Origin of the sequence: Brachybacterium huguangmaarense, from assembly GCF_025725725.1 — a bacterium.
GTDB classification, from domain to species: Bacteria; Actinomycetota; Actinomycetes; order Actinomycetales; family Dermabacteraceae; genus Brachybacterium; species Brachybacterium huguangmaarense.
Genome location: NZ_CP107020.1, coordinates 2892567 through 2913882, shown reverse-complemented (window position 1 = coordinate 2913882; position 21316 = coordinate 2892567). Strand labels below are relative to the sequence as shown.

Genomic DNA, 21316 nt, shown 5'->3' with positions numbered 1-21316 from the left:
CGCGGGCGCTGCGTGCTAATCTCGTCCGGTCACTTCGGCGAGGGAGCGGGCTCACCCCGACTCCGTGATCGACGCGGTGCGAGCATGTCGGACGGGTCGAGACCGTGCGGGGTGTCCGCGGTGCGCGAGACCTCGCCCCGCGAACGACACGACACCCAGGAGAACGACATGCCCGAGAAGCTTTCCGTCGAGCTGCGCGAGGACTTCGGCAAGGGCGCCGCCCGCCGCATCCGCGCCGAGGACAAGATCCCCGCCGTCCTGTACGGCCACGGCCAGGAGCCGATCCACGTGACCCTGCCGGGCCACCAGACCGCGCTCGCCGCCCGCAACCCCAACGCCCTGCTCGAGCTGACGCTCGCCGACGGCCGCAGCCGTCTGGCCCTGATCAAGGAGATCCAGCGTCACCCGATCCGCCGCACGCTCACGCACATCGACTTCATCGAGGTCCGCCGCGGCGAGAAGGTCGAGGTCGACATCCCCGTCGTGCTCAACGGCGAGCCCGTCCACCCGGCCATCGCGGTCGTCGACGCGCAGACCCTGACCCTCTCGGTCGACGCGCTCAACGTGCCCGAGCACCTCGAGATCGACGTCGAGGAGAAGGAGGACGGCTACCAGGTCTTCGCCGGTGACGTCACCCTCCCCACGGGCGCCGAGCTCGTGACCGACGCCGAGCTCCTCGTGGTGGCCGTGCAGCTGCCGCGCGTCGACCAGGAGCTCGAAGCCGAGCTCGACGCCGCCGACGAGGAGGCCGCCGCGGCCGCCGAGTCCGAGGGCTCGACCGAGGAGTGACCTCGCCCGAGGCGGGCCGCGCCGCAGCGTGATCCCTGCCTCACTCCCTGCGCTCACCGGGGCGTCGTGCAATGCGCGGCGCCCCGGTAGCGTTGTCGCCGTCGTCATGGAGGCCACCGCATGAGCACCACGCACCTTCTCGTCGGACTCGGGAATCCCGGGCCCGAGTACGCCCGCACCCGTCACAACGTGGGACACATGGTGCTCGACCACATCGCCGAGCAGACCGGCGGCACCTTCAAGGCGGCCCGCCGTGCCCAGGCGCAGGTGATCGAGGGCTACCTCGGCGCCCCCGGCACGGGGACGCGCACGATCCTCGCCCGGACCACGTGCTTCATGAACCTCTCGGGCGGCCCCGTCGCCGCCCTCGCGAGCTTCTACGGGGTGGCCCCGTCCGACGTCGTCGTCGTGCATGACGACGTCGACCTCCCCTTCGACACGATCCGCCTCAAGCGCGGGGGCGGCGAGGGCGGCCACAACGGACTGCGGGACGTGACCAAGGCCCTCGGCACCAAGGACTACCTGCGCGTGCGCGTCGGCGTGGGACGCCCCACCGGGCGCCGCGACACCGCCGACCACGTGCTCGCCGCGTTCACGGCCACCGAGCGCCGGACCCTGCCGATGCTCCTCGACGACGCCGCCGACGCTGCGTCCGCGCTCATCCTGGACGGCCTCGAGGCAGCCCAGCAGCACTACCACTCCCGAGAGACCCGATGACCGCGACGACCTCCCCTCGCTCCGCCGCCCCCGCCCACGAGGCGCCCACCCTCGCCCCGCTGCTCGACGCCCTCGCGGCGGGCGGCGACCTCACGGCCGTCCGCGAGCGGGTGCTCGACGCGTCGACCACGACCGCCGCGGTCGTCGCCCCGAGCGGCCTGTTCCCCTTCGTCGCCGCGGACCTCGCCCGTCGGTCCGACGCCCGCAGCCCGCTCGTCGTGGTCACCGCGACCACGCGCGCCGCCGAGGACGTCGTTGCCGCCCTGCGGGTCCTGATCGGCACCGAGCACGTCGCCGAGCTCCCCGCGTGGGAGACCCTCCCGCACGAGCGGCTCTCGCCGCGCTCGGACACCGTGGCCCGTCGCCTGGCGACCCTGCGGCGCCTGGCGCACCCGGAGACCGAGACCCCCGTGCACGTGCTCGTGCTGCCCGTCCGCAGCCTCATGCAGCCCGTCGCGGCCCGCCTCGGCGACCTCGTGCCGGTGCGCGCCGTCGTCGGCGAGGAGCGAGGGCTCGAGACCCTCGTCGAGCAGCTCGTCGGCGCCGCGTACACGCGCGTGGACATGGTCGAGCGCCGAGGCGAGTTCGCGGTGCGCGGCGGCATCCTCGACGTGTTCCCGCCCACCGAGCCGCATCCGGTGCGCATCGAGCTGTTCGGCGACGAGATCGACGAGATCCGCTACTTCTCCGTCGCCGACCAGCGCTCCCTCGAACCCGTCGCGCACGGCCTCGACGCCCCGCCGTGCCGGGAGATCCTGCTGACGCCCGACGTGCGGGCCCGGGCCCGCACGATGGCCGACGAGCTGCCCGGCGTGCGCGACATGCTGCTGCGCATCGCGGACGGCATCGCGGTGGACGGCATGGAGTCCCTCAGCCCCGTGCTCGTCGAGCACATGGAGCAGGTCTCCGACGCGCTGCCGCCCGCCGCCCGCCTGCTCGTGCTCGACCCCGAGCGCGTCCGTGCGCGCGCCGAGGACCTCGTCTCGACGACCGACGAGTTCCTCGCCGCCGCATGGTCGAGCGCCGCCGCCGGGGGAGGGCTCCCCATCGACGTGGGCGCGGCCAGCTTCGTGCCGCTCGAGGACGTGCGCCAGCACGCCCTCGGCCGCGGCGACGCCTGGATCTCCCTGTCGCCCTTCGGTCTGCCCGAGGACACCGACGTCACCGCGAGCGCCGTCGCGCACCCCGGCTACGGCGGCCGGCCGTCCGAGGCGGCCCGCGACCTCGCCAGGCGCCGTGCCGACGGCTGGCGCGTCGTGGTGACCATGACGGGCCCCGGCGGCGGACGCCACGTCACCGAGAACCTGCGCGACGCCGGGTTGCCCGCCCGCTTCACGCCCGAGCTCGACGCCCCGCTCGAGGACGGCGAGGCCGTCGTGACCGTGGGCCCGTTCGTCGAGGGCCTCGTCGACGAGGCGTCACGCCTCGTGCTCGTCGCCGAGCGCGACCTGACCGGCAAGTCCGGCGCCCGGCGCAGCGGCGAGCGGCGGATCCCGTCGCGGCGCCGCAACGTCGTCGACCCCCTGCAGCTGCGCACGGGCGACTACGTGGTCCACGAGCACCACGGCGTCGGCCGCTTCGTCGAGATGACCAGCCGCGCGGTCGGCACGGGTGCCAAGCGCGCGACCCGCGAGTACCTCGTCATCGAGTACGCGCCCTCGAAGAAGGGGCAGCCGGGGGACCGCCTGTACGTGCCGAGCGATCAGCTCGACCAGGTCACCAAGTACGTCGGCGGCGACGACCCGAGCGTCAACCGGATGGGCGGCTCGGACTGGTCCAAGACCAAGTCCCGGGCCCGCAAGGCGATCCGCGAGATCGCGGGGGAGCTCGTGCGCCTGTACTCGGCGCGCCAGAACGCCCCGGGCCACGCCTTCGGCCCCGACACGCCGTGGCAGCGCGAGCTCGAGGACTCCTTCGAGTTCGTCGAGACGCCCGACCAGCTCACCACGATCGACGAGGTCAAGGCCGACATGGAGAAGCCGGTCCCGATGGACCGTCTGATCTGCGGCGACGTCGGCTACGGGAAGACCGAGATCGCGGTCCGCGCCGCCTTCAAGGCCGTCCAGGACGGCAAGCAGGTGGCGGTGCTCGCCCCCACCACGCTGCTGTCCCAGCAGCACCTCGAGACCTTCGCCGAGCGCTTCACGGGCTTCCCCGTGACCGTGCGGGCGCTCTCGCGCTTCCAGAGCGCCGCGGAGTCCGAGCAGACCGTCGCGGGCCTGCGCGAGGGCTCGGTCGACGTCGTCATCGGCACCCACCGCCTGCTCACCGGGCAGGTCCGGTTCAAGGACCTCGGCCTCATCATCGTCGACGAGGAGCAGCGCTTCGGCGTCGAGCACAAGGAGACGCTCAAGGCGCTGCGCACCGACGTGGACGTGCTCTCGATGTCCGCGACCCCGATCCCGCGCACCCTCGAGATGGCCGTGACCGGGATCCGGGAGATGTCCACCCTGCAGACCCCGCCCGAGGAGCGCCACCCGGTGCTCACCTACGTGGGCGCCGAGGACGACAAGCAGATCACCGCGGCGATCCGACGTGAGCTGCTGCGCGAGGGGCAGGTGTTCTTCATCCACAACCGGGTCGAGGACATCGACCGCACCGCCCAGCGGATCCGCGAGCTCGTGCCCGACGCGCGCGTCGAGGTGGCCCACGGCAAGATGAACGAGAACCAGCTCGAGCGGGTCATCGTGGACTTCTGGGAGAAGCGCTTCGACGTGCTCGTGTGCACCACGATCGTCGAGACCGGTCTGGACATCTCCAACGCCAACACCCTGATCGTGGAGAACGCCGACAAGTTCGGCCTCTCCCAGCTCCACCAGCTGCGCGGGCGCGTGGGCCGGTCGAGCGAGCGCGCGTACGCCTATTTCCTGTACCGCGCCGACAAGCCGCTCACGGAGACCGCGAGCGACCGCCTGACGACGCTCGCGACCCACACCGACCTCGGCGCCGGCATGCAGGTCGCCATGAAGGACCTCGAGATCCGCGGCGCCGGCAACCTGCTGGGCGGCGAGCAGTCCGGGCACATCGCGGGCGTGGGCTTCGACCTGTACGTGCGCATGGTGGGCGAGGCGGTGAGCGCGTTCCGCGGCGAGCCGCAGGTCGTCACGAGCGACGTCAAGGTCGAGCTGCCGCTCGACGCGCACATCCCGCACGACTACATCGCCTCCGAGCGCCTGCGCCTCGAGGCCTACGCGAAGCTCTCGGCCGCCGACACCCTCGAGAAGATCGCGGAGGTCCGGGCGGAGCTCAGCGACCGCTACGGTGCCCCGCCCGCCCCGGTCGAGGTGCTGCTCGACGTGGCCCGCTTCCGCCTCGACGCCCGCGCCGCCGGGGTCGACGAGGTCCAGGCGCAGGGCAAGATGATCCGCTTCGCCCACATCGAGCCGCCGGACTCCGCGGCCCTGCGCATGAAGCGCCTGTACCCCGGCACGATGTTCAAGCCGGCCGTGCGGCAGGTGCTCGTGCCGCGCCCGACCACGTCGCGCGTGGGCGGCACCGAGCTGCGCGATCACGAGCTGCTCGACTGGGCCCGCGCGGTCCTCGTCGACCTCTCCCCGGCCGTGGCCGCATGAGCACCGAGCCGGCGGGCACGCCGGCCCCGCGCGGGAGCGAGCTGCTGCGCTCGGTCGAGATCGTGGACGCGCTGCGCGGCGAGGGCGGGGACGCCTGGAGCGCCCAGCAGACCCACGAGTCCCTCGCCCGCTACCTGCTCGAGGAGACCTACGAGGTGCTCGAGGCGATCGAGCAGGGCGACGGCGACCCGCGGGCGCTCGTCGACGAGCTCGGCGACCTGTGGTTCCAGATCCTCTTCCACGCCCGTCTGGGGGAGGAGGAGAGCGCCCCCTGGTCGGTCGACGACGTCGCGCGCGCCTTCAACGAGAAGATGGAGCGCCGCAACCCGCACGTGTTCGGCGACGACGCCGCCTCGGCGCTCGCCCATCGCGACGACGTCGACGAGATCGTCGCGCAATGGCATGCCGTCAAGGCCGCCGAGGGGGCGCCCCAGGGCATCCTCGAGGGCCTCCCGGAGCGCCTGCCCGCCCTGCAGAGCGCCGCCAAGGCTGTGCACCGCGCCCGCACCCGCGGCGAGCTCGAGGCCCTGCTGGCCGGCGCCGACGAGGCCGCCCCCGAGGTCGTGGGCGGCGACGTGGCGCGCGCCCTGCTCGACCTCGTCGTCGAGGCCGAGTCCCGCGACGAGGATCCCGAGTCGGCCCTGCGCACCCTGCTGGGGCGTCTCGCCGCGGACGGCGGGCACGGGGGCCCCGGCGCCTCCGCGGCGCACTGAGCCGGCGCCGCGTGAAGCTGCTCCTGGTCCTGCTCGGCGCCGTCGGGTACGCGGCGCTCGGCGCCCTGATCCCCCTGTTCAACACCGAGATCGTCGCCGCGACGGTGCCCGTCGAGAGCCATGTGGCGCCCCTCCTCGTCGCTCTCGCGCTCGGGCTCGGCCAGACCCTCGGCAAGCTGCCCTACTGGCTCGCGGGCCGGGGCGCCGAGCGCTGGTCCCGCCTGCGCGCCCCGCGCGAGAAGCGCCCGTCGAGACTCCGCCTGCCGCGGTTCCTCGTGCGTCTGGGCGCCTGGATCGGCCGCATGGGGGACGCCGTGGCGGACTGGGGGCGCCGGGGCCCGTGGCGGATGATGCTCGTGACCTTCCTGTCGGGCGCGATCGCGATCCCGCCGTTCATCGTGTGGCCGGTCGTCGTCGGCGCGATCGACCGCTCGTGGTGGCGGTTCTTCGTGCCCGCGATGGCGGGGCGCACCCTGCTCTTCCTCGTCATCGCGTCCATCCCTGAACTCGTCGTGGGCACACGCTGAAGGTCCCGCCCGCGCCCCGTAGACTGACGGCGGCGGTCCTGACGACCGGCGCACTGATCCTCTCCAGAGAAGGAGCACATGTCCATGGCAGTCATCGACGCCCTCATCGCCCGCGAGATCCTGGATTCCCGAGGCAACCCCACCGTCGAGGTTGAGGTCCTGCTCGACGACAACACCTTCGCCCGCGCCGAGGTCCCCTCCGGCGCCTCCACCGGTCAGTTCGAGGCCGTCGAGCGCCGTGACGGCGACAAGGGCCGCTACCTCGGCAAGGGCGTGCAGCAGGCCGTGGCCGCCGTCATCGAGGACATCGAGCCCAAGGTCCTCGGCATGGACGCGACCGACCAGCGCGAGATCGACCTCGTGATGATCGAGCTCGACGGCACCGACAACAAGGGCTCGCTCGGCGCCAACGCCATCCTCGGCGTCTCCCTGGCCGTGGCCAAGGCCGCCGCCGAGTCCTCCGACCTGCCGCTCTACCGGTACGTCGGCGGCCCCAACGCGCACGTCCTGCCCGTGCCGATGATGAACATCCTCAACGGCGGCTCCCACGCGGACTCCAACGTCGACATCCAGGAGTTCATGGTCGCCCCGATCGGCGCCGAGTCGTTCGTCGAGGCCGTGCGCATGGGCGCCGAGGTCTACCACGCGCTCAAGGGTGTGCTGCACGACCGCGGCCTGGCCACCGGCCTGGGCGACGAGGGCGGCTTCGCCCCCAACCTCGACTCCAACCGCGAGGCGCTCGATCTGATCCTCGAGGCCATCACCAAGGCCGGCTACACGCCCGGCACGGACGTCGCGCTCGCGCTCGACGTGGCCGCCTCGGAGTTCTTCACCGACGGCGCCTACCAGTTCGAGGGCGCGGGCAAGACCGCGGCCGAGATGATCGACTACTACGCCGGTCTCGTCCAGGACTACCCGCTCGTGTCCATCGAGGACCCGCTGGACGAGGAGGACTGGGACGGCTGGCAGGCCTTCACCGAGCGCCTGGGCGGCAAGGTCCAGGTGGTCGGCGACGACCTGTTCGTGACCAACCCGGAGCGTCTGGGCAAGGGCATCGAGCTGAACGCCGCCAACGCCCTGCTCGTCAAGGTCAACCAGATCGGCTCGCTCACCGAGACCCTCGACGCGGTCGACCTCGCCCACCGCAACGGCTACCGCTGCATGATGTCCCACCGCTCCGGCGAGACCGAGGACACCACGATCGCCGACCTCGCCGTCGCCACCGGCTGCGGCCAGATCAAGTCCGGTGCGCCCGCCCGCGGCGAGCGCGTCAACAAGTACAACCAGCTGATCCGCATCGAGGAGGAGCTGGGCGACGCCGCTGTCTACGCGGGCACGAGCGCGTTCCCGCGTTTCTCAGCGTGACCCCTGTAGCCTGGTCCGTATGACAGCACGACGACCGGGCGCTCCGCGACGCGCGGGGCGCCCGGTCTCGTCGTCCACGGGGCGCCCCTCGGGCGCCCCGTCCGCACGCGGGGGCTCCTCCCGCGCCCGCACCGCCTCCTCGCGTCCCGCCGACGCCGCCCGTCCCCGCCGCAGCGCGAGCACCGCGCCGCACGAGACGGACGGCCCCGTGTGGGGCATCACGCGCCGTGCCCTCGTCCTGATCGCCCTGATCGTGGTCGCCCTCGCGACGCTCGTGCCGACGGTCAACCGCTACGTGGTCCAGCGCCAGCAGCTCGCCACCGCGCAGGACCAGGTGGCCCAGCAGCAGTCCGACGTGAAGGACCTGCAGGCCCAGGTCGACCGCTGGGACGACCCCACCTTCGTCGCCGCGCAGGCCCGGGAGCGCCTGCTCTTCGCGATGCCGGGGGAGACCCAGTACCGGCTGACCGACACCTCGGGCAAGGACGTGCCCCTCACCGAGGACCAGCAGACCCAGGAGGCGGCGAAGAAGCGGGACTGGTTCGACGCCCTGTGGACGAGCGTCGAGGGCTCGAGCCGCCTGCGGCCCGAGGACATCCCCGACCAGACCGTCACCCCTGAGAGCACCCAGAGCCCGCAGGCGCCCCCGACCGAGGAGTCCACCCCGTGACCGCACTGCCGCCGCTTCCCCACGAGACGCCGGCGACCGAGACGGACCTCGCGGTCATGCACGAGCAGCTGGGGCGGGACATGCGCGGCGTCGTGTCGATCGCCCGGCGCTGCGCGTGCGGACGGCCCGCCGTCGTGCGCACCGCGCCCCGTCTCGAGGACGGCACCCCGTTCCCGACCTCGCTCTACCTCACGCTCCCCTCGATGGTCGCCGCGGTCTCCCGCCTCGAGGCGCGCGGCGAGATGGCCGAGCTGACCGCCGAGCTCGAGCGCGACGACCCCCTGGCCGCCGCCTACGCGCGCGCCCATGAGCGCTACATCGCGCGCCGTGAGGAGATCGGGCACGCCGAGGAGGTCGCGTCCGTGAGCGCGGGCGGCATGCCCCACCGCGTCAAGTGCCTGCACGCGATCGTCGGCCAGTCGCTCGCCGAGGGCGAGGGCGTCAACCCCATCGGCGACCGCGTCCTGGCGGAGCTCGAGCCCGTGGCCGCGATCGACGTGTGCCGCTGCACCGAGGAGGACGCATGAGCACGCCCGTCGCCGCGATCGACTGCGGCACCAACTCCATCCGCCTGCTCATCGCACGGCGTGCCGAGGACGGCGCCCTCGTCGACCTCGAGCGGCACATGGAGATCGTGCGCCTGGGCTACGGCGTGGACCGCACCGGCGCCTTCGACCCCGCCGCGGTCGAGCGCACCCTCGACGCGACCCGCCGTTACGCGCGCCTCATCGACCACCACGGGGCCGACCGCATCCGCTTCGTCGCCACGAGCGCGACCCGCGACGCCTCCAACCGCGACGTGTTCATCGACGGCGTGCGCGACATCCTCGGGATCGCCCCGGAGGTCGTGAGCGGGGCCGAGGAGGCCGAGCTGTCCTTCACGGGAGCCGTGAGCACCCTGCCCGACCTCGCCCTGGGGCCGCGCCTCGTGGTCGACATCGGCGGCGGCTCGACCGAGCTCGTGCTGGGCACGGAGCGTCCCGAGGCCCGCATCAGCATGGACGTCGGCTCGGTCCGCATGACCGAGCGCCACCTGCGGTCCGACCCGCCGACCGAGGACGAGATCGCCGCCGCGGCCGCGGACATCGACGCGCACCTCGACGAGGCCGAGCGCATCGTGCCGCTCGCGGGCACGACCACCCTGGTCGGCGTGGCCGGCACGGTCACCACGATCACGGCGGTCGCCGAGGGCCTCACGCAGTACGCGCCGGACGTCACCCACGGCGCGACCCTGCCGATCGCCCGCTCGGTCGCCGTGTGCGAGCAGATCCTGCGCGCCTCGCGCGAGCAGAGGGCCGCCCACCGCGTCATCCACCCCGGGCGGATCGACGTGATCGGAGCGGGCGCCCTCATCTGGGAGCGCGTGCTGCGTCGCGTCGAGCAGGCGGCAGGGGTCGCCGAGAGCCGCACGAGCGAGCACGACATCCTCGACGGGATCGCCCTCAGCCTGTTCTGAGACCGTGTCCGTGAGCCGGATCACGAGACTTGGCTCTCAAAGTACGAGACGGGACCTCGGCGCTTTGAGCGAGGGGTCCGGCGGTCCTACTCTGAGAGGATGAACAACACCACCCATGGCGGACTTCCGCACGTTCTCATCCTCGGCGGCGGCTCGCTCGGCCTCACCACGGCCGAGCATCTGCGCAAGGCCCTCGGGTCGGACGTCGCGATCACGGTCGTCGACTCCCGGCCGTACCTGACCTACCAGCCGTTCCTGCCCGAGGTGGGGGCCGGCTCGATCGACCCGCGCAACGTGCTCGCGCCGCTGCGCAAGGTCCTGACCGGCTCGAAGGTCATCACCGGCACCGTGTCGGAGATCCGCAACGCCGACAAGACCGTCGTGGTCCAGACCGAGGGCGACGCCCCGCTCGAGATCTCCTACGACTACCTCGTGGTCGGCCTCGGCTCGGTGCCCCGGACCCTCCCGATCCCGGGTCTCGCGGAGAACGCCATCGGCTTCAAGTGGGTCGAGGAGGCCGTGGCCGTGCGCGACCGCATCCTCTCCTCGCTCGCCGAGGCCGCGTCCACCAAGGACGCCGCGACCCGCAAGCGTCTGCTCACCTTCACGTTCGTCGGCGGCGGCTTCGCCGGCGCCGAGGCCCTCGCCGAGGCGCAGGACATGGTGCACGACACCCTCCGCTACTACCCCGACCTCCACGCCTCCGACGTGCGCTTCGTGCTCATCGAGGCGATGGGTCGCATCCTCCCCGAGGTCGGCGAGGACCTGGGCAAGTTCGCCCTCAACCAGCTGCGCGAACGCGGCATCGAGATCAAGCTCGAGACCTTCCTCAACTCGTGCGAGGGCGGCCACGTCAAGACCTCGGACGGCGACGAGTTCGAGTCCGACCTGATCGTGTGGACCGCCGGCATCAAGCCCAACCCGGTGCTCTCGCAGTCCGACCTCCCGCTCAACCAGACCGGCCGCCTCGACTGCCTCGCCGATCTGCGCGTCAAGGGCGAGGACGGCCCCGTCGAGGGCGTCTTCGCCGGCGGCGACTGCACGACCGTGCCGGACCTCGCCTCGGGCGAGGGCAAGGTCTGCCCGCCCAACGCGCAGCATGCCGTGCGCCAGGGCAAGCGCCTGGCCGACAACATCGCCCGCTCCATCCAGGGCCGCCCGCTCGTGGACTACTACCACAAGAACCTCGGCACCATGGCCACCCTGGGCATGTACAAGGGCGTGGGCACGCTCTTCCTCGGTGATCGCAAGATCGAGCTGAAGGGTCTGCCCAGCTGGCTCGGCGCCCGTGCCTACCACGTGTACGCGATGCCCACCTTCGCCAAGAAGGCCGCCGTGATCGGCGGCTGGGTCGCGCAGGCCGTCGGCCACCGCGACATCCTCGGCATCCCCGAGTCCGAGGAGCCCCGCCGGGCCTTCGAGCTCGCGGCGGCCTCCACGCCCAAGAAGAACTGACGCCTCGCACGTCCTGAGCCGGCTCCGCCCGGCTCGCGTCCGGCACCACCGGACGTTCCCACGACGGCGCGTCGCGAGCACCTCCTCGGTGCTCGCGACGCGCCGTCGTCGTGCGTGCAGAGTGAGCCGTCGTTCTCCCTCCTCGTCTCATGGTCCTCGCCCGCGCGAACCGGTATGATGGAACGTGACCGATACGGACATCAAACGCGCACGGTTGCGCATACAGGGAGGTTGGGCATGGAGGTCATCATCGTCAGCAGCGCCGAGGAGGGGGCGCGGCGCGTCGCCGACGAGTTCGAGCGCGTCATCCGCGAGGGCTCCGGCCGTGCGACGCTCGGCCTCGCGACCGGCTCCTCGCCGGTGCACGCCTACACCGAGCTCATCCGCCGCCACGGCGACGAGGGGCTCTCCTTCGCCGGGACGCGCGCCTTCCTGCTCGACGAGTACGTCGGTCTCGACGCCGACGCCCCGCAGAGCTACCACCGCTTCATCCGCGAGCACCTGACCGACCACATCGACATCGACGACGCCCTCGTCCTCTCCCCGCGCGGCGAGGCCGAGGACCCGGTCGCCGAGGCCCGTCGCTACGACGCCTCGATCCGCGAGAGCGGCGGCATCGACCTCCAGATCCTCGGGATCGGGACGGACGGGCACATCGGCTTCAACGAGCCCACCAGCTCGCTCGCCTCCCGCACGCGGGTCAAGACGCTGACCCGGCAGACGGTCGAGGACAACGCGCGCTTCTTCGACGCTCCCGAGGACGTGCCCGTGCACGTCCTGACCCAGGGCATCGGCACCATCATGGAGGCCCGCGCCGTGGTGCTCACGGCCTCGGGTCGCCAGAAGGCCGCCGCCGTGGCCCAGCTCGTCGAGGGCCCCCTCAGCGCCCGGTGGCCCGCCACCGCGCTGCAGGCCCACCCGCATGCGACCGTCGTCGTCGACGAGGAGGCCGCGGCCGACCTCGAGCTCGCGGACTACTACCGCTTCGTGCAGGAGAACAAGGCCGCGCTGCCGCAGGAGTCACCTCGGTCACAGCTCGGTCACCGCGCGTGATCCGGCGGTGGACGGGCTCGGGGCCGCCGGTAGCATGCCGCCCATGACGGCACCCTCCTCCGTGGCCTCCCCGCCCACCCCCACCCCGTCCGCCCTCGACCGATACTTCGGCATCACGGCCCGCGGCTCGTCCGTGGGCCGGGAGGTCCGCGGCGGACTCGTCACGTTCTTCGCGATGTGCTACATCATCGTGCTGAACCCGCTCATCATCGGCACGGTCCCCGACTCGACCGGGCACTTCCTCGGCGGCGGCACCGAGCCCAATCTCCCGGCGGTCGCCGCCGGCACGGCGCTCGTCGCGGCGGTCATGTCGGTCGCGATGGGGGCCTGGGCCAAGTTCCCGCTCGCCCTGGCCACCGGGCTGGGCCTGAACGCCTATGTCGCCTACTCGGTCGTGTCGCTGCCGGGCATGACGTGGGCGGGCGCGATGGGCCTCGTCGTGCTCGAGGGCCTCGTCATCTTCGTGCTCGTGCTGACCGGTCTGCGCAAGGCGATCTTCCGCGCCGTCCCCGCGTTCCTCAAGACCGCCATCGGTGTGGGCCTGGGCCTGTTCATCGCGTTCGTCGGCCTGTTCAACGCCCGCTTCGTGACCCATGCGTCCGCCACGCCCGTGCAGCTCGGCAACGACGGCTCCCTCGTCGGATGGCCGACCCTCGTGTTCGTCGTCGGCCTGCTGCTGACCATCGTGCTGTGGGTGCGCCGCGTCCCCGGCGCGATGCTCATCTCGATCGTCTCCGCCACGCTGCTGGCGATCGTGCTCGAGGCGGTGCTGCACCTGGGCGCCTTCGTCGCCCCCGACGGGAGCGACCCGGGCAACCCCTCGGGCTGGAGCCTCAACCCGCCGGCCCTGCACGGATCGCCGATCGCCCTGCCGGACCTCTCGACCCTGTTCACCGTGGACCCGATCGGCGGCTTCACGGCGGTCGGCGTGATCGGCGCGATCGTCATCGTGTTCTCGCTCGTGCTCGCCGACTTCTTCGACACGATGGGCACGATGGTCGCGGTCGCGAACGAGGGCGGCCTGGTCGACGCCGAGGGCGACATCCCCCATTCCCAGCGCATCCTGCTCGTCGACTCGCTCGCCGCGGTCGCCGGCGGCGTGGGCGGGGTGAGCTCGGCGACCGCCTACGCCGAGTCGGCCACGGGCGTGGGCGAGGGCGCCCGCACGGGCCTCGCCTCGATCGTCACGGGCCTCGCCTTCGCGGCCTCGATGTTCCTCGCGCCGCTCGTCGCGATGGTGCCCTACGAGGCGGCCACGCCCGCCCTCGTCATGGTCGGGTTCCTGATGATGACGCAGATCAGCGACATCGACTTCCACGACGTGGAGAAGGCGATCCCCGCCTTCCTCACCATCATCCTGATGCCCTTCGCCTACTCGATCACGGTGGGCATGGGCGCCGGGTTCCTGACCTACGTGCTGATCCGGGTGGTCCGCGGGCGGGGTCGCGACGTGCACTGGCTCATGTACGTCGTGGCCGCGCTGTTCGTGCTCTACTTCCTGCGCGGCGCGCTCACGAACCTGCTCGGCTGAGCCGATCCTCCCCGGCGTGCGACGGCCGGTCACCCGCCCTCGAGAGCGGGTGACCGGCCGTCGTCATCGGGGCCGGGCGGGCGACCGGGGCGGGCCGCCGGGCCCGGTCAGCGCAGGGCGTCGATCACGAGGTCGAGGCACGCGATGAGCGCGGCCACGTCCTCCTCGGGCACCGAGGGGAAGGTCGCCACCCGCAGCTGGTTGCGACCGAGCTTGCGGTACGGCTCGATGTCGACGACGCCGCGGGCGCGCAGGATGCCCGTGACGGTCGTGGCGTCGATCGACGGGTCGACGTCGAGCGTCGTGACCACCTGGGAGCGCGCCGCCGGATCCGTCACGAACGGCGTGATCTCCTCGCGCCGAGCCGCCCAGTCCTGCAGCATCCCGCTCGTCGCCCGGGTGCGGGCATCGGCCCACGCGAGACCGCCCTGGGCGAGCATCCACTCGATCTGCTCGGCCAGCAGCACGAGCGTGGAGATCGCCGGGGTGTTGAGAGTCTGGTCCTTGCGGGAGTTGTCGATCGCCGCGGTGAGGGAGAGGAACTCGGGGATCCACCGCGGGGAGGCGGCGAGGCGCTGGGCGCGCTCGATCGCGGCGGGCGACAGGACGGAGAGCCACAGGCCGCCCTCGGAGCCGAAGGACTTCTGGGGCGAGAAGTAGTACGCGTCGGCCTGGGTCACGTCCACGGCGATCCCGCCGGCCGCCGAGGTGGCGTCGATCAGCACGAGCTGATCCTCCCGCGCGCCCTCGACGCGGCGGACGGGGGCCATGACCCCCGTCGAGGTCTCGTTGTGGGGCCACGCGTACACGTCGACGTCCTCGGAGGCGTGCGGCACGGGGAGCGTGCCGGGCTCGGCCCGGACCACCTCGGGGGAGTCCAGATGGGGAGCGGCCGCCGCCTCGGCCGCGAACTTCGAGGAGAACTCGCCGAGCACGAGGTGCTGGGAGCGGTGCTCGACCAGCCCGAACACCGCGGCGTCCCAGAAGGCGGTCGCGCCGCCGTTGCCGAGCACGACCTCGTAGCCGTCGGGCAGCGAGAACAGCTCGTGCAGCCCCTCGCGCACACGGGCGACGAGCTGCTTGACGGGAGCCTGGCGGTGCGAGGTGCCCAGCACGGTCCTTCCGCTCGCGGCGAGGGCCGCGAGCTGGGGATCGCGGATGCGCGAGGGCCCCGAGCCGAAGCGGCCGTCGGCGGGGAGCAGGTCCGCGGGGATGTCGATGATGGGAGTCTCAGCCATGCCCCCATTGTCGGAGATCACGCCGTCGCACCGGCATCGGGTCCGCACTGCGGCGCGTCGGGATCTGGCAGGATCGTCGCCATGAGCCGTGCTGATCTCGACAAGAAGCCCTACGACGTCGCGGGGATGTTCGACAGCATCGCCGGGCGCTACGACCTGATGAACGCGCTCATGGCACCCGGGCAGGTGACGCGATGGCGGCGCGCGACGGTCGACGCGCTCGACCTGCCGGCCGGCTCACGGGTGCTCGACCTCGCGGCGGGGACGGGGACCTCGACCGCGGCGCTCATCGACGCCGGCCTGCGCGCGATCGCCTGCGACTTCTCCCTCGGGATGATGACCGAGGGCCGGCGGCGCCAGGCCACCGTGCCCTTCGTCGGCGGCGACGCCCAGAACCTGCCCTTCGCCGACGACTCCTTCGACGGTGCCGTGATCTCGTTCGGGCTGCGCAACGTCCAGGACCCGCGGCGGGGCATCGCCGAGATGGCACGAGTGGTGCGGCCCGGGGGAGTGGTGGTGGTGTGCGAGTTCTCCACACCGACCAACCGCGCCTTCCGGAGCGTCTACTCCAACTACCTGGTGCGGGCGATCCCCGCGGTCGCGCGCCGTGTCGCCGCCTCGCCCGACGCGTACGACTACCTCGCGGAGTCGATCCTCAGCTGGCCCGACCAGCACGAGTTGCGCGCGTGGTTCGAGGGTCTAGGGCTGGGGACCACGCAGTATCGGAACCTCAATGGGGGCATCGTCGCCCTGCATCGCGGAGTGGTCGGGTCCTGAGAGCGCGGGGCCCTGCGCATGCGGTCAGGAGAGGTACAGGTCAGAGCGGGTTTTCGCCCCGCCGGCGAGCCCTCCGGACGCACTGTGGCCCAGCACACGCCCCGAAAAGGCCCTCTGAAGTTGACGGACTCTCGACGGGGTGCGTAATGTACTTCCTCGTGCCCGGTTGAACGGGACGGACCAAGAGCCAAGGCTCCGAAGCCGGAAAGTTCAGCTGACAAGCACAAACAGCTCCGAAGGACTCAGCGAGCGGCGCGGATCACACCGGCCCGAGTTGACACGGAGGAGCGGAGGCCCTAAGTTATAAGGGTTGCCTCGGAGGGAAGAATCCCGAAAGGATTCGGACACCGAGTACGCGTGTTGTTTGAGATCTCAATAGCGTGTCTGTTTGTTGATGCCAAATGTTTGTTTGGCAGTTTATTGGACAGCAGCAGTTTTTGCTGGCTGTTCGTTTTTACTGCCGGGATTGTTTTCATTTTTTGATGGAGAGTTTGATCCTGGCTCAGGACGAACGCTGGCGGCGTGCTTAACACATGCAAGTCGAACGATGATGACCGGGCTTGCCTGGTCTGATTAGTGGCGAACGGGTGAGTAACACGTGAGTAACCTGCCCCTCACTCTGGGATAACCTCGGGAAATCGTGGCTAATACCGGATATGAGCTCCTACTGCATGGTGGGGGTTGGAAAGTTTTTCGGTGAGGGATGGACTCGCGGCCTATCAGTTTGTTGGTGAGGTAATGGCTCACCAAGGCGATGACGGGTAGCCGGCCTGAGAGGGCGACCGGCCACACTGGGACTGAGACACGGCCCAGACTCCTACGGGAGGCAGCAGTGGGGAATATTGCACAATGGGCGAAAGCCTGATGCAGCGACGCCGCGTGGGGGATGACGGCCTTCGGGTTGTAAACCTCTTTCAGCAGGGAAGAAGCGAAAGTGACGGTACCTGCAGAAGAAGCGCCGGCTAACTACGTGCCAGCAGCCGCGGTAATACGTAGGGCGCAAGCGTTGTCCGGAATTATTGGGCGTAAAGAGCTTGTAGGTGGCTTGTCGCGTCTGCCGTGAAAATCCAGGGCTCAACCCTGGACGTGCGGTGGGTACGGGCAGGCTAGAGTGTGGTAGGGGAGACTGGAACTCCTGGTGTAGCGGTGAAATGCGCAGATATCAGGAAGAACACCGATGGCGAAGGCAGGTCTCTGGGCCATTACTGACACTGAGAAGCGAAAGCATGGGGAGCGAACAGGATTAGATACCCTGGTAGTCCATGCCGTAAACGTTGGGCACTAGGTGTGGGGAACATTCCACGTTTTCCGCGCCGTAGCTAACGCATTAAGTGCCCCGCCTGGGGAGTACGGCCGCAAGGCTAAAACTCAAAGGAATTGACGGGGGCCCGCACAAGCGGCGGAGCATGCGGATTAATTCGATGCAACGCGAAGAACCTTACCAAGGCTTGACATGCACCGGACAGCTGCAGAGATGTGGCCTTCTTTGGACTGGTGCACAGGTGGTGCATGGTTGTCGTCAGCTCGTGTCGTGAGATGTTGGGTTAAGTCCCGCAACGAGCGCAACCCTCGTTCCATGTTGCCAGCGCGTAATGGCGGGGACTCATGGGAGACTGCCGGGGTCAACTCGGAGGAAGGTGGGGACGACGTCAAATCATCATGCCCCTTATGTCTTGGGCTTCACGCATGCTACAATGGCCGGTACAAAGGGTTGCGATACTGTGAGGTGGAGCGAATCCCAAAAAGCCGGTCTCAGTTCGGATTGGGGTCTGCAACTCGACCCCATGAAGTCGGAGTCGCTAGTAATCGCAGATCAGCAACGCTGCGGTGAATACGTTCCCGGGCCTTGTACACACCGCCCGTCAAGTCACGAAAGTCGGTAACACCCGAAGCCAGTGGCCCATCCCTTGTGGGGGGAGCTGTCGAAGGTGGGATCGGTGATTGGGACTAAGTCGTAACAAGGTAGCCGTACCGGAAGGTGCGGCTGGATCACCTCCTTTCTAAGGAGCTACACCAAGTATTGGTGGCCGCTTGCACGACCGTTCGTGTCGTGGGTGGTTGCTCAAGGGTGGAACATCAACGAATAGGCGCTTCACTGTCATGGTGGCAGGTCACGAGTACGGTTCCTTCGGGGATCTGGAAGGTGGCTGGCTGGTATGGGGGTTTGAGGTGGAGGCACGCTATTGGGTTTTGAGGCTGCACGCGCATCCTGCTTCTCCTGTTAGGAGGGTGGGTGTGTGTGGCTGGTCCTCCCCGTCATCGGCATCGCCTGTGTGGTGATGCTGGTGGGGGTGTGGGGTTGTTCTTTGAGAACTGCATAGTGGACGCGAGCATCTTTGTAAGCAATAGTGTCTTTGTAAGTGTTGCCTAAGTTTCTAAGGGCGCACGGTGAATGCCTGGGCACGAGGAGCCGATGAAGGACGTAGGAGTCTGCGATAAGCCTCGGGGAGGTGACAACCGACCTGTGATCCGAGGATGTCCGAATGGGGAAACCCACCAGGAGTCATGTCCTGGTACCCACTGTTGAATGTATAGGCAGTGTGGAGGGAACGCGGGGAAGTGAAACATCTCAGTACCCGCAGGAAGAGAAAACAACAGTGATTCCGTGAGTAGTGGCGAGCGAAAGCGGAAGAGGCCAAACCTGTTCTGTGTGATACCCGGCAGGGGTTGCAGGATAGGGGTTGTGGGACGTGTCGGACGGTTCTGCCGGATCGTCGACGTGAGCGTGCAGTAGTAGTCGAAGTCGTGGTGAGTGCGACGGCGTAGAGGGTGTGACCCCCGTAGACGAAACTTCTGCCGCGCGTGATGCTGTTCCCAAGTAGCACCGGGCCCGTGAAATCCGGTGTGAATCTGCCAGGACCACCTGGTAAGCCTGAATACTACCTCGTGACCGATAGCGGACAAGTACCGTGAGGGAAAGGTGAAAAGTACCCCGGGAGGGGAGTGAAATAGTACCTGAAACCGTGCGCTTACAATCCGTCGGAGCCTTGAGGGGTGACGGCGTGCCTTTTGAAGAATGAGCCTGCGAGTTAGTGGTCGGTGGCGAGGTTAACCCGTGTGGGGTAGCCGTAGCGAAAGCGAGTCTGAACGGGGCGTTCAGTCGCCGGCTCTAGACCCGAAGCGAAGTGATCTATCCATGGGCAGGGTGAAGCGCGGGTAAGACCGCGTGGAGGCCCGAACCCACTTCAGTTGAAAATGGAGGGGATGACCTGTGGATAGGGGTGAAAGGCCAATCAAACTTCGTGATAGCTGGTTCTCCCCGAAATGCATTTAGGTGCAGCGTTGCGTGTTTCGTGCCGGAGGTAGAGCACTGGATAGGCGATGGGCCCCACCGGGTTACTGACCTTAGCCAAACTCCGAATGCCGGTACGTGAGAGCGCAGCAGTGAGACTGTGGGGGATAAGCTTCATAGTCGAGAGGGAAACAGCCCAGAACATCAGCTAAGGCCCCTAAGCGTGTGCTAAGTGGAAAAGGATGTGGAGTTGCTGAGACAACCAGGAGGTTGGCTTAGAAGCAGCCACCCTTGAAAGAGTGCGTAATAGCTCACTGGTCAAGTGATTCTGCGCCGACAATGTAGCGGGGCTCAAGTACACCGCCGAAGCTGTGTCACTCCATGTATGTGGGGTGGGTAGGGGAGCGTCGTGCAGACAGTGAAGCTGCGGGGTAACCCAGTGGTGGAGACTGCACGAGTGAGAATGCAGGCATGAGTAGCGAAAGACGGGTGAGAAACCCGTCCGCCGATTGATCAAGGGTTCCAGGGCCAGGTTAATCCGCCCTGGGTTAGTCGGGACCTAAGGCGAGGCCGACAGGCGTAGTCGATGGACATCGGGTTGATATTCCCGAACCGATCGTAGAAGGACCCATACCGAGGCATGCGATGCTAACCATCCGAACCTGCCTCGTCTCCTTCGGGAGGCGTGTGTGGGGGAGCATGGGAACCAAGTATGTAGTAGGTCAGCGCAAGGGATGACGCAGTGAGGTAGCTTCCGCGGACTTAATGGAATAGTCCGTCTAAGCGAGCAGCCCGCGCACCGGTAATGCGGTGCCGTATGGGGTGAGACGTGATGGGGATCCCGTAGGGGCGTAGGTGAGTGATCCTGTACTGCCAAGAAAAGTTCCGGCGTGACAACTACGGTCGCCCGTACCCTAAACCGACTCAGGTGATCAGGTAGAGAATACCAAGGCGTTCGAGAGAATCGTGGTTAAGGAACTCGGCAAAATACCCCCGTAACTTCGGGAGAAGGGGGGCCTGAGGTGTGAGAGCACCGATGGCCGCAGAGACCAGGGAGAAGCGACTGTTTACTAAAAACACAGGTCCGTGCGAAGTCGTAAGACGCTGTATACGGACTGACGCCTGCCCGGTGCTGGAAGGTTAAGAGGACCGGTTAGACCCTTCGGGGTCGAAGCTGAGAATTTAAGCCCCAGTAAACGGCGGTGGTAACTATAACCATCCTAAGGTAGCGAAATTCCTTGTCGGGTAAGTTCCGACCTGCACGAATGGCGTAACGACTTCTCCACTGTCTCAACCGCGAACTCGGCGAAATTGCATTACGAGTAAAGATGCTCGTTACGCGCAGCAGGACGGAAAGACCCCGGGACCTTTACTATAGTTTGGTATTGGTGTTCGGGACGGCTTGTGTAGGATAGGTGGGAGACTGTGAAGCATGGACGCCAGTTCGTGTGGAGTCATCGTTGAAATACCACTCTGGTCGTTCTGGATTCCTAACCTCGGTCCGTGATCCGGATCAGGGACAGTGCCTGATGGGTAGTTTAACTGGGGCGGTTGCCTCCTAAAGAGTAACGGAGGCGCTCAAAGGTTCCCTCAGCCTGGTTGGCAATCAGGTGTTGAGTGTAAGTGCACAAGGGAGCTTGACTGCGAGACAGACATGTCGGGCAGGTGCGAAAGCAGGAACTAGTGATCCGGCACCTCATTGTGGAATGGGTGTCGCTCAACGGATAAAAGGTACCCCGGGGATAACAGGCTGATCTTGCCCAAGAGCTCATATCGACGGCATGGTTTGGCACCTCGATGTCGGCTCGTCGCATCCTGGGGCTGGAGTTGGTCCCAAGGGTTAGGCTGTTCGCCTATTAAAGCGGTACGCGAGCTGGGTTTAGAACGTCGTGAGACAGTTCGGTCCCTATCCGCTGCGCGCGTTGGATATTTGAGAAGACCTGTCCCTAGTACGAGAGGACCGGGATGGACTGACCTCTGGTGTGCCAGTTGTTCTGCCAAGAGCATGGCTGGTTGGCTACGTCGGGAAGGGATAACCGCTGAAAGCATCTAAGCGGGAAGCCTGCTTCAAGATGAGATATCCGTGCCCCGTTTGGGGTGAGAGGCCCCCAGCAGATCACTGGGTTGATAGGCCAGATGTGGAAGCACAGTAATGTGTGGAGCTGACTGGTACTAATGGCCGATGACTTATTCAACATTTATGTCTGTTGCTGTGTGATGT

At 68.3% G+C, this 21316-nt stretch carries 14 protein-coding genes and 2 rRNA genes; 15 read left to right on the top strand and 1 reads right to left on the bottom strand.

What is annotated here, in order from left to right; translation table 11 throughout:
* Window positions 1–168: 168 nt before the first annotated feature.
* From BRM3_RS13390 to BRM3_RS13335, 12 genes are all read left to right on the top strand, one after another.
* On the top strand, window positions 169–789 hold the full coding sequence (locus BRM3_RS13390) for a 50S ribosomal protein L25/general stress protein Ctc (protein ID WP_263593790.1): 621 nt from the start codon (window positions 169–171) through the stop codon (window positions 787–789).
* A gap of 120 nt (window positions 790–909) precedes the next feature.
* Complete coding sequence (gene pth / locus BRM3_RS13385; RefSeq protein WP_263593789.1) at window positions 910–1506, top strand: aminoacyl-tRNA hydrolase; 597 nt, start codon at window positions 910–912, stop codon at window positions 1504–1506.
* Complete coding sequence (gene mfd, locus BRM3_RS13380) at window positions 1503–5078, top strand: transcription-repair coupling factor (protein ID WP_263593788.1); 3576 nt, start codon at window positions 1503–1505, stop codon at window positions 5076–5078. Before pth ends, mfd begins: the two co-directional genes overlap by 4 nt.
* Window positions 5075–5791 (top strand): MazG nucleotide pyrophosphohydrolase domain-containing protein, encoded by a 717-nt coding sequence (locus BRM3_RS13375; RefSeq protein WP_263593787.1) that lies wholly within the window; start codon window positions 5075–5077, stop codon window positions 5789–5791. Before mfd ends, BRM3_RS13375 begins: the two co-directional genes overlap by 4 nt.
* Window positions 5792–5802: 11 nt before the next feature.
* Window positions 5803–6318 carry a hypothetical protein gene (locus BRM3_RS13370; protein ID WP_263593786.1) on the top strand — a complete coding sequence of 172 codons (516 nt, stop codon included), beginning with the start codon at window positions 5803–5805 and terminating at the stop codon, window positions 6316–6318.
* Between the two features lie 84 nt (window positions 6319–6402).
* Window positions 6403–7683: a phosphopyruvate hydratase gene (gene eno / locus BRM3_RS13365; protein WP_263593785.1), complete on the top strand. Its 1281-nt coding sequence runs from the start codon at window positions 6403–6405 to the stop codon at window positions 7681–7683.
* A gap of 19 nt (window positions 7684–7702) precedes the next feature.
* Entirely contained in the window at window positions 7703–8353 is a 651-nt protein-coding gene (locus BRM3_RS13360; protein WP_263593784.1) for an FtsB family cell division protein, read from the top strand.
* On the top strand, window positions 8350–8880 hold the full coding sequence (locus tag BRM3_RS13355; protein ID WP_263593783.1) for a DUF501 domain-containing protein: 531 nt from the start codon (window positions 8350–8352) through the stop codon (window positions 8878–8880). Before BRM3_RS13360 ends, BRM3_RS13355 begins: the two co-directional genes overlap by 4 nt.
* On the top strand, window positions 8877–9809 hold the full coding sequence (locus BRM3_RS13350) for a Ppx/GppA phosphatase family protein (protein WP_263593782.1): 933 nt from the start codon (window positions 8877–8879) through the stop codon (window positions 9807–9809). The genes BRM3_RS13355 and BRM3_RS13350 overlap by 4 nt, the downstream gene beginning before the upstream one ends.
* Before the next feature lie 99 nt (window positions 9810–9908).
* Window positions 9909–11264, top strand: a complete 1356-nt coding sequence (locus BRM3_RS13345; protein WP_263593781.1) for an NAD(P)/FAD-dependent oxidoreductase — start codon at window positions 9909–9911, stop codon at window positions 11262–11264.
* 237 nt (window positions 11265–11501) lie between these two features.
* Window positions 11502–12317, top strand: coding sequence for a glucosamine-6-phosphate deaminase (nagB, locus tag BRM3_RS13340; RefSeq protein ID WP_263593780.1), 816 nt, complete (start codon window positions 11502–11504; stop codon window positions 12315–12317).
* A gap of 43 nt (window positions 12318–12360) precedes the next feature.
* Window positions 12361–13848, top strand: a complete 1488-nt coding sequence (locus BRM3_RS13335; protein ID WP_263593779.1) for an NCS2 family permease — start codon at window positions 12361–12363, stop codon at window positions 13846–13848.
* Window positions 13849–13955: 107 nt separating this feature from the next.
* On the opposite strand, the gene serC is transcribed toward BRM3_RS13335, so the two are convergent.
* Window positions 13956–15086, bottom strand: coding sequence for a phosphoserine transaminase (gene serC, locus BRM3_RS13330; RefSeq protein ID WP_263593778.1), 1131 nt, complete (start codon window positions 15084–15086; stop codon window positions 13956–13958).
* Window positions 15087–15167: 81 nt separating this feature from the next.
* On the opposite strand from serC, the gene BRM3_RS13325 reads away from it, so the two are divergent.
* From BRM3_RS13325 to BRM3_RS13315, 3 genes are all read left to right on the top strand, one after another.
* A complete protein-coding gene (locus tag BRM3_RS13325; protein WP_263593777.1) occupies window positions 15168–15863 on the top strand; it encodes a demethylmenaquinone methyltransferase in 696 nt (231 codons plus the stop codon).
* Between the two features lie 479 nt (window positions 15864–16342).
* Window positions 16343–17863 (top strand): 16S ribosomal RNA (locus tag BRM3_RS13320).
* Between the two features lie 365 nt (window positions 17864–18228).
* Window positions 18229–21290 (top strand): 23S ribosomal RNA (locus tag BRM3_RS13315).
* The 16S and 23S rRNA genes sit together here, the layout of an rRNA operon.
* Window positions 21291–21316 lie beyond the last annotated feature (26 nt).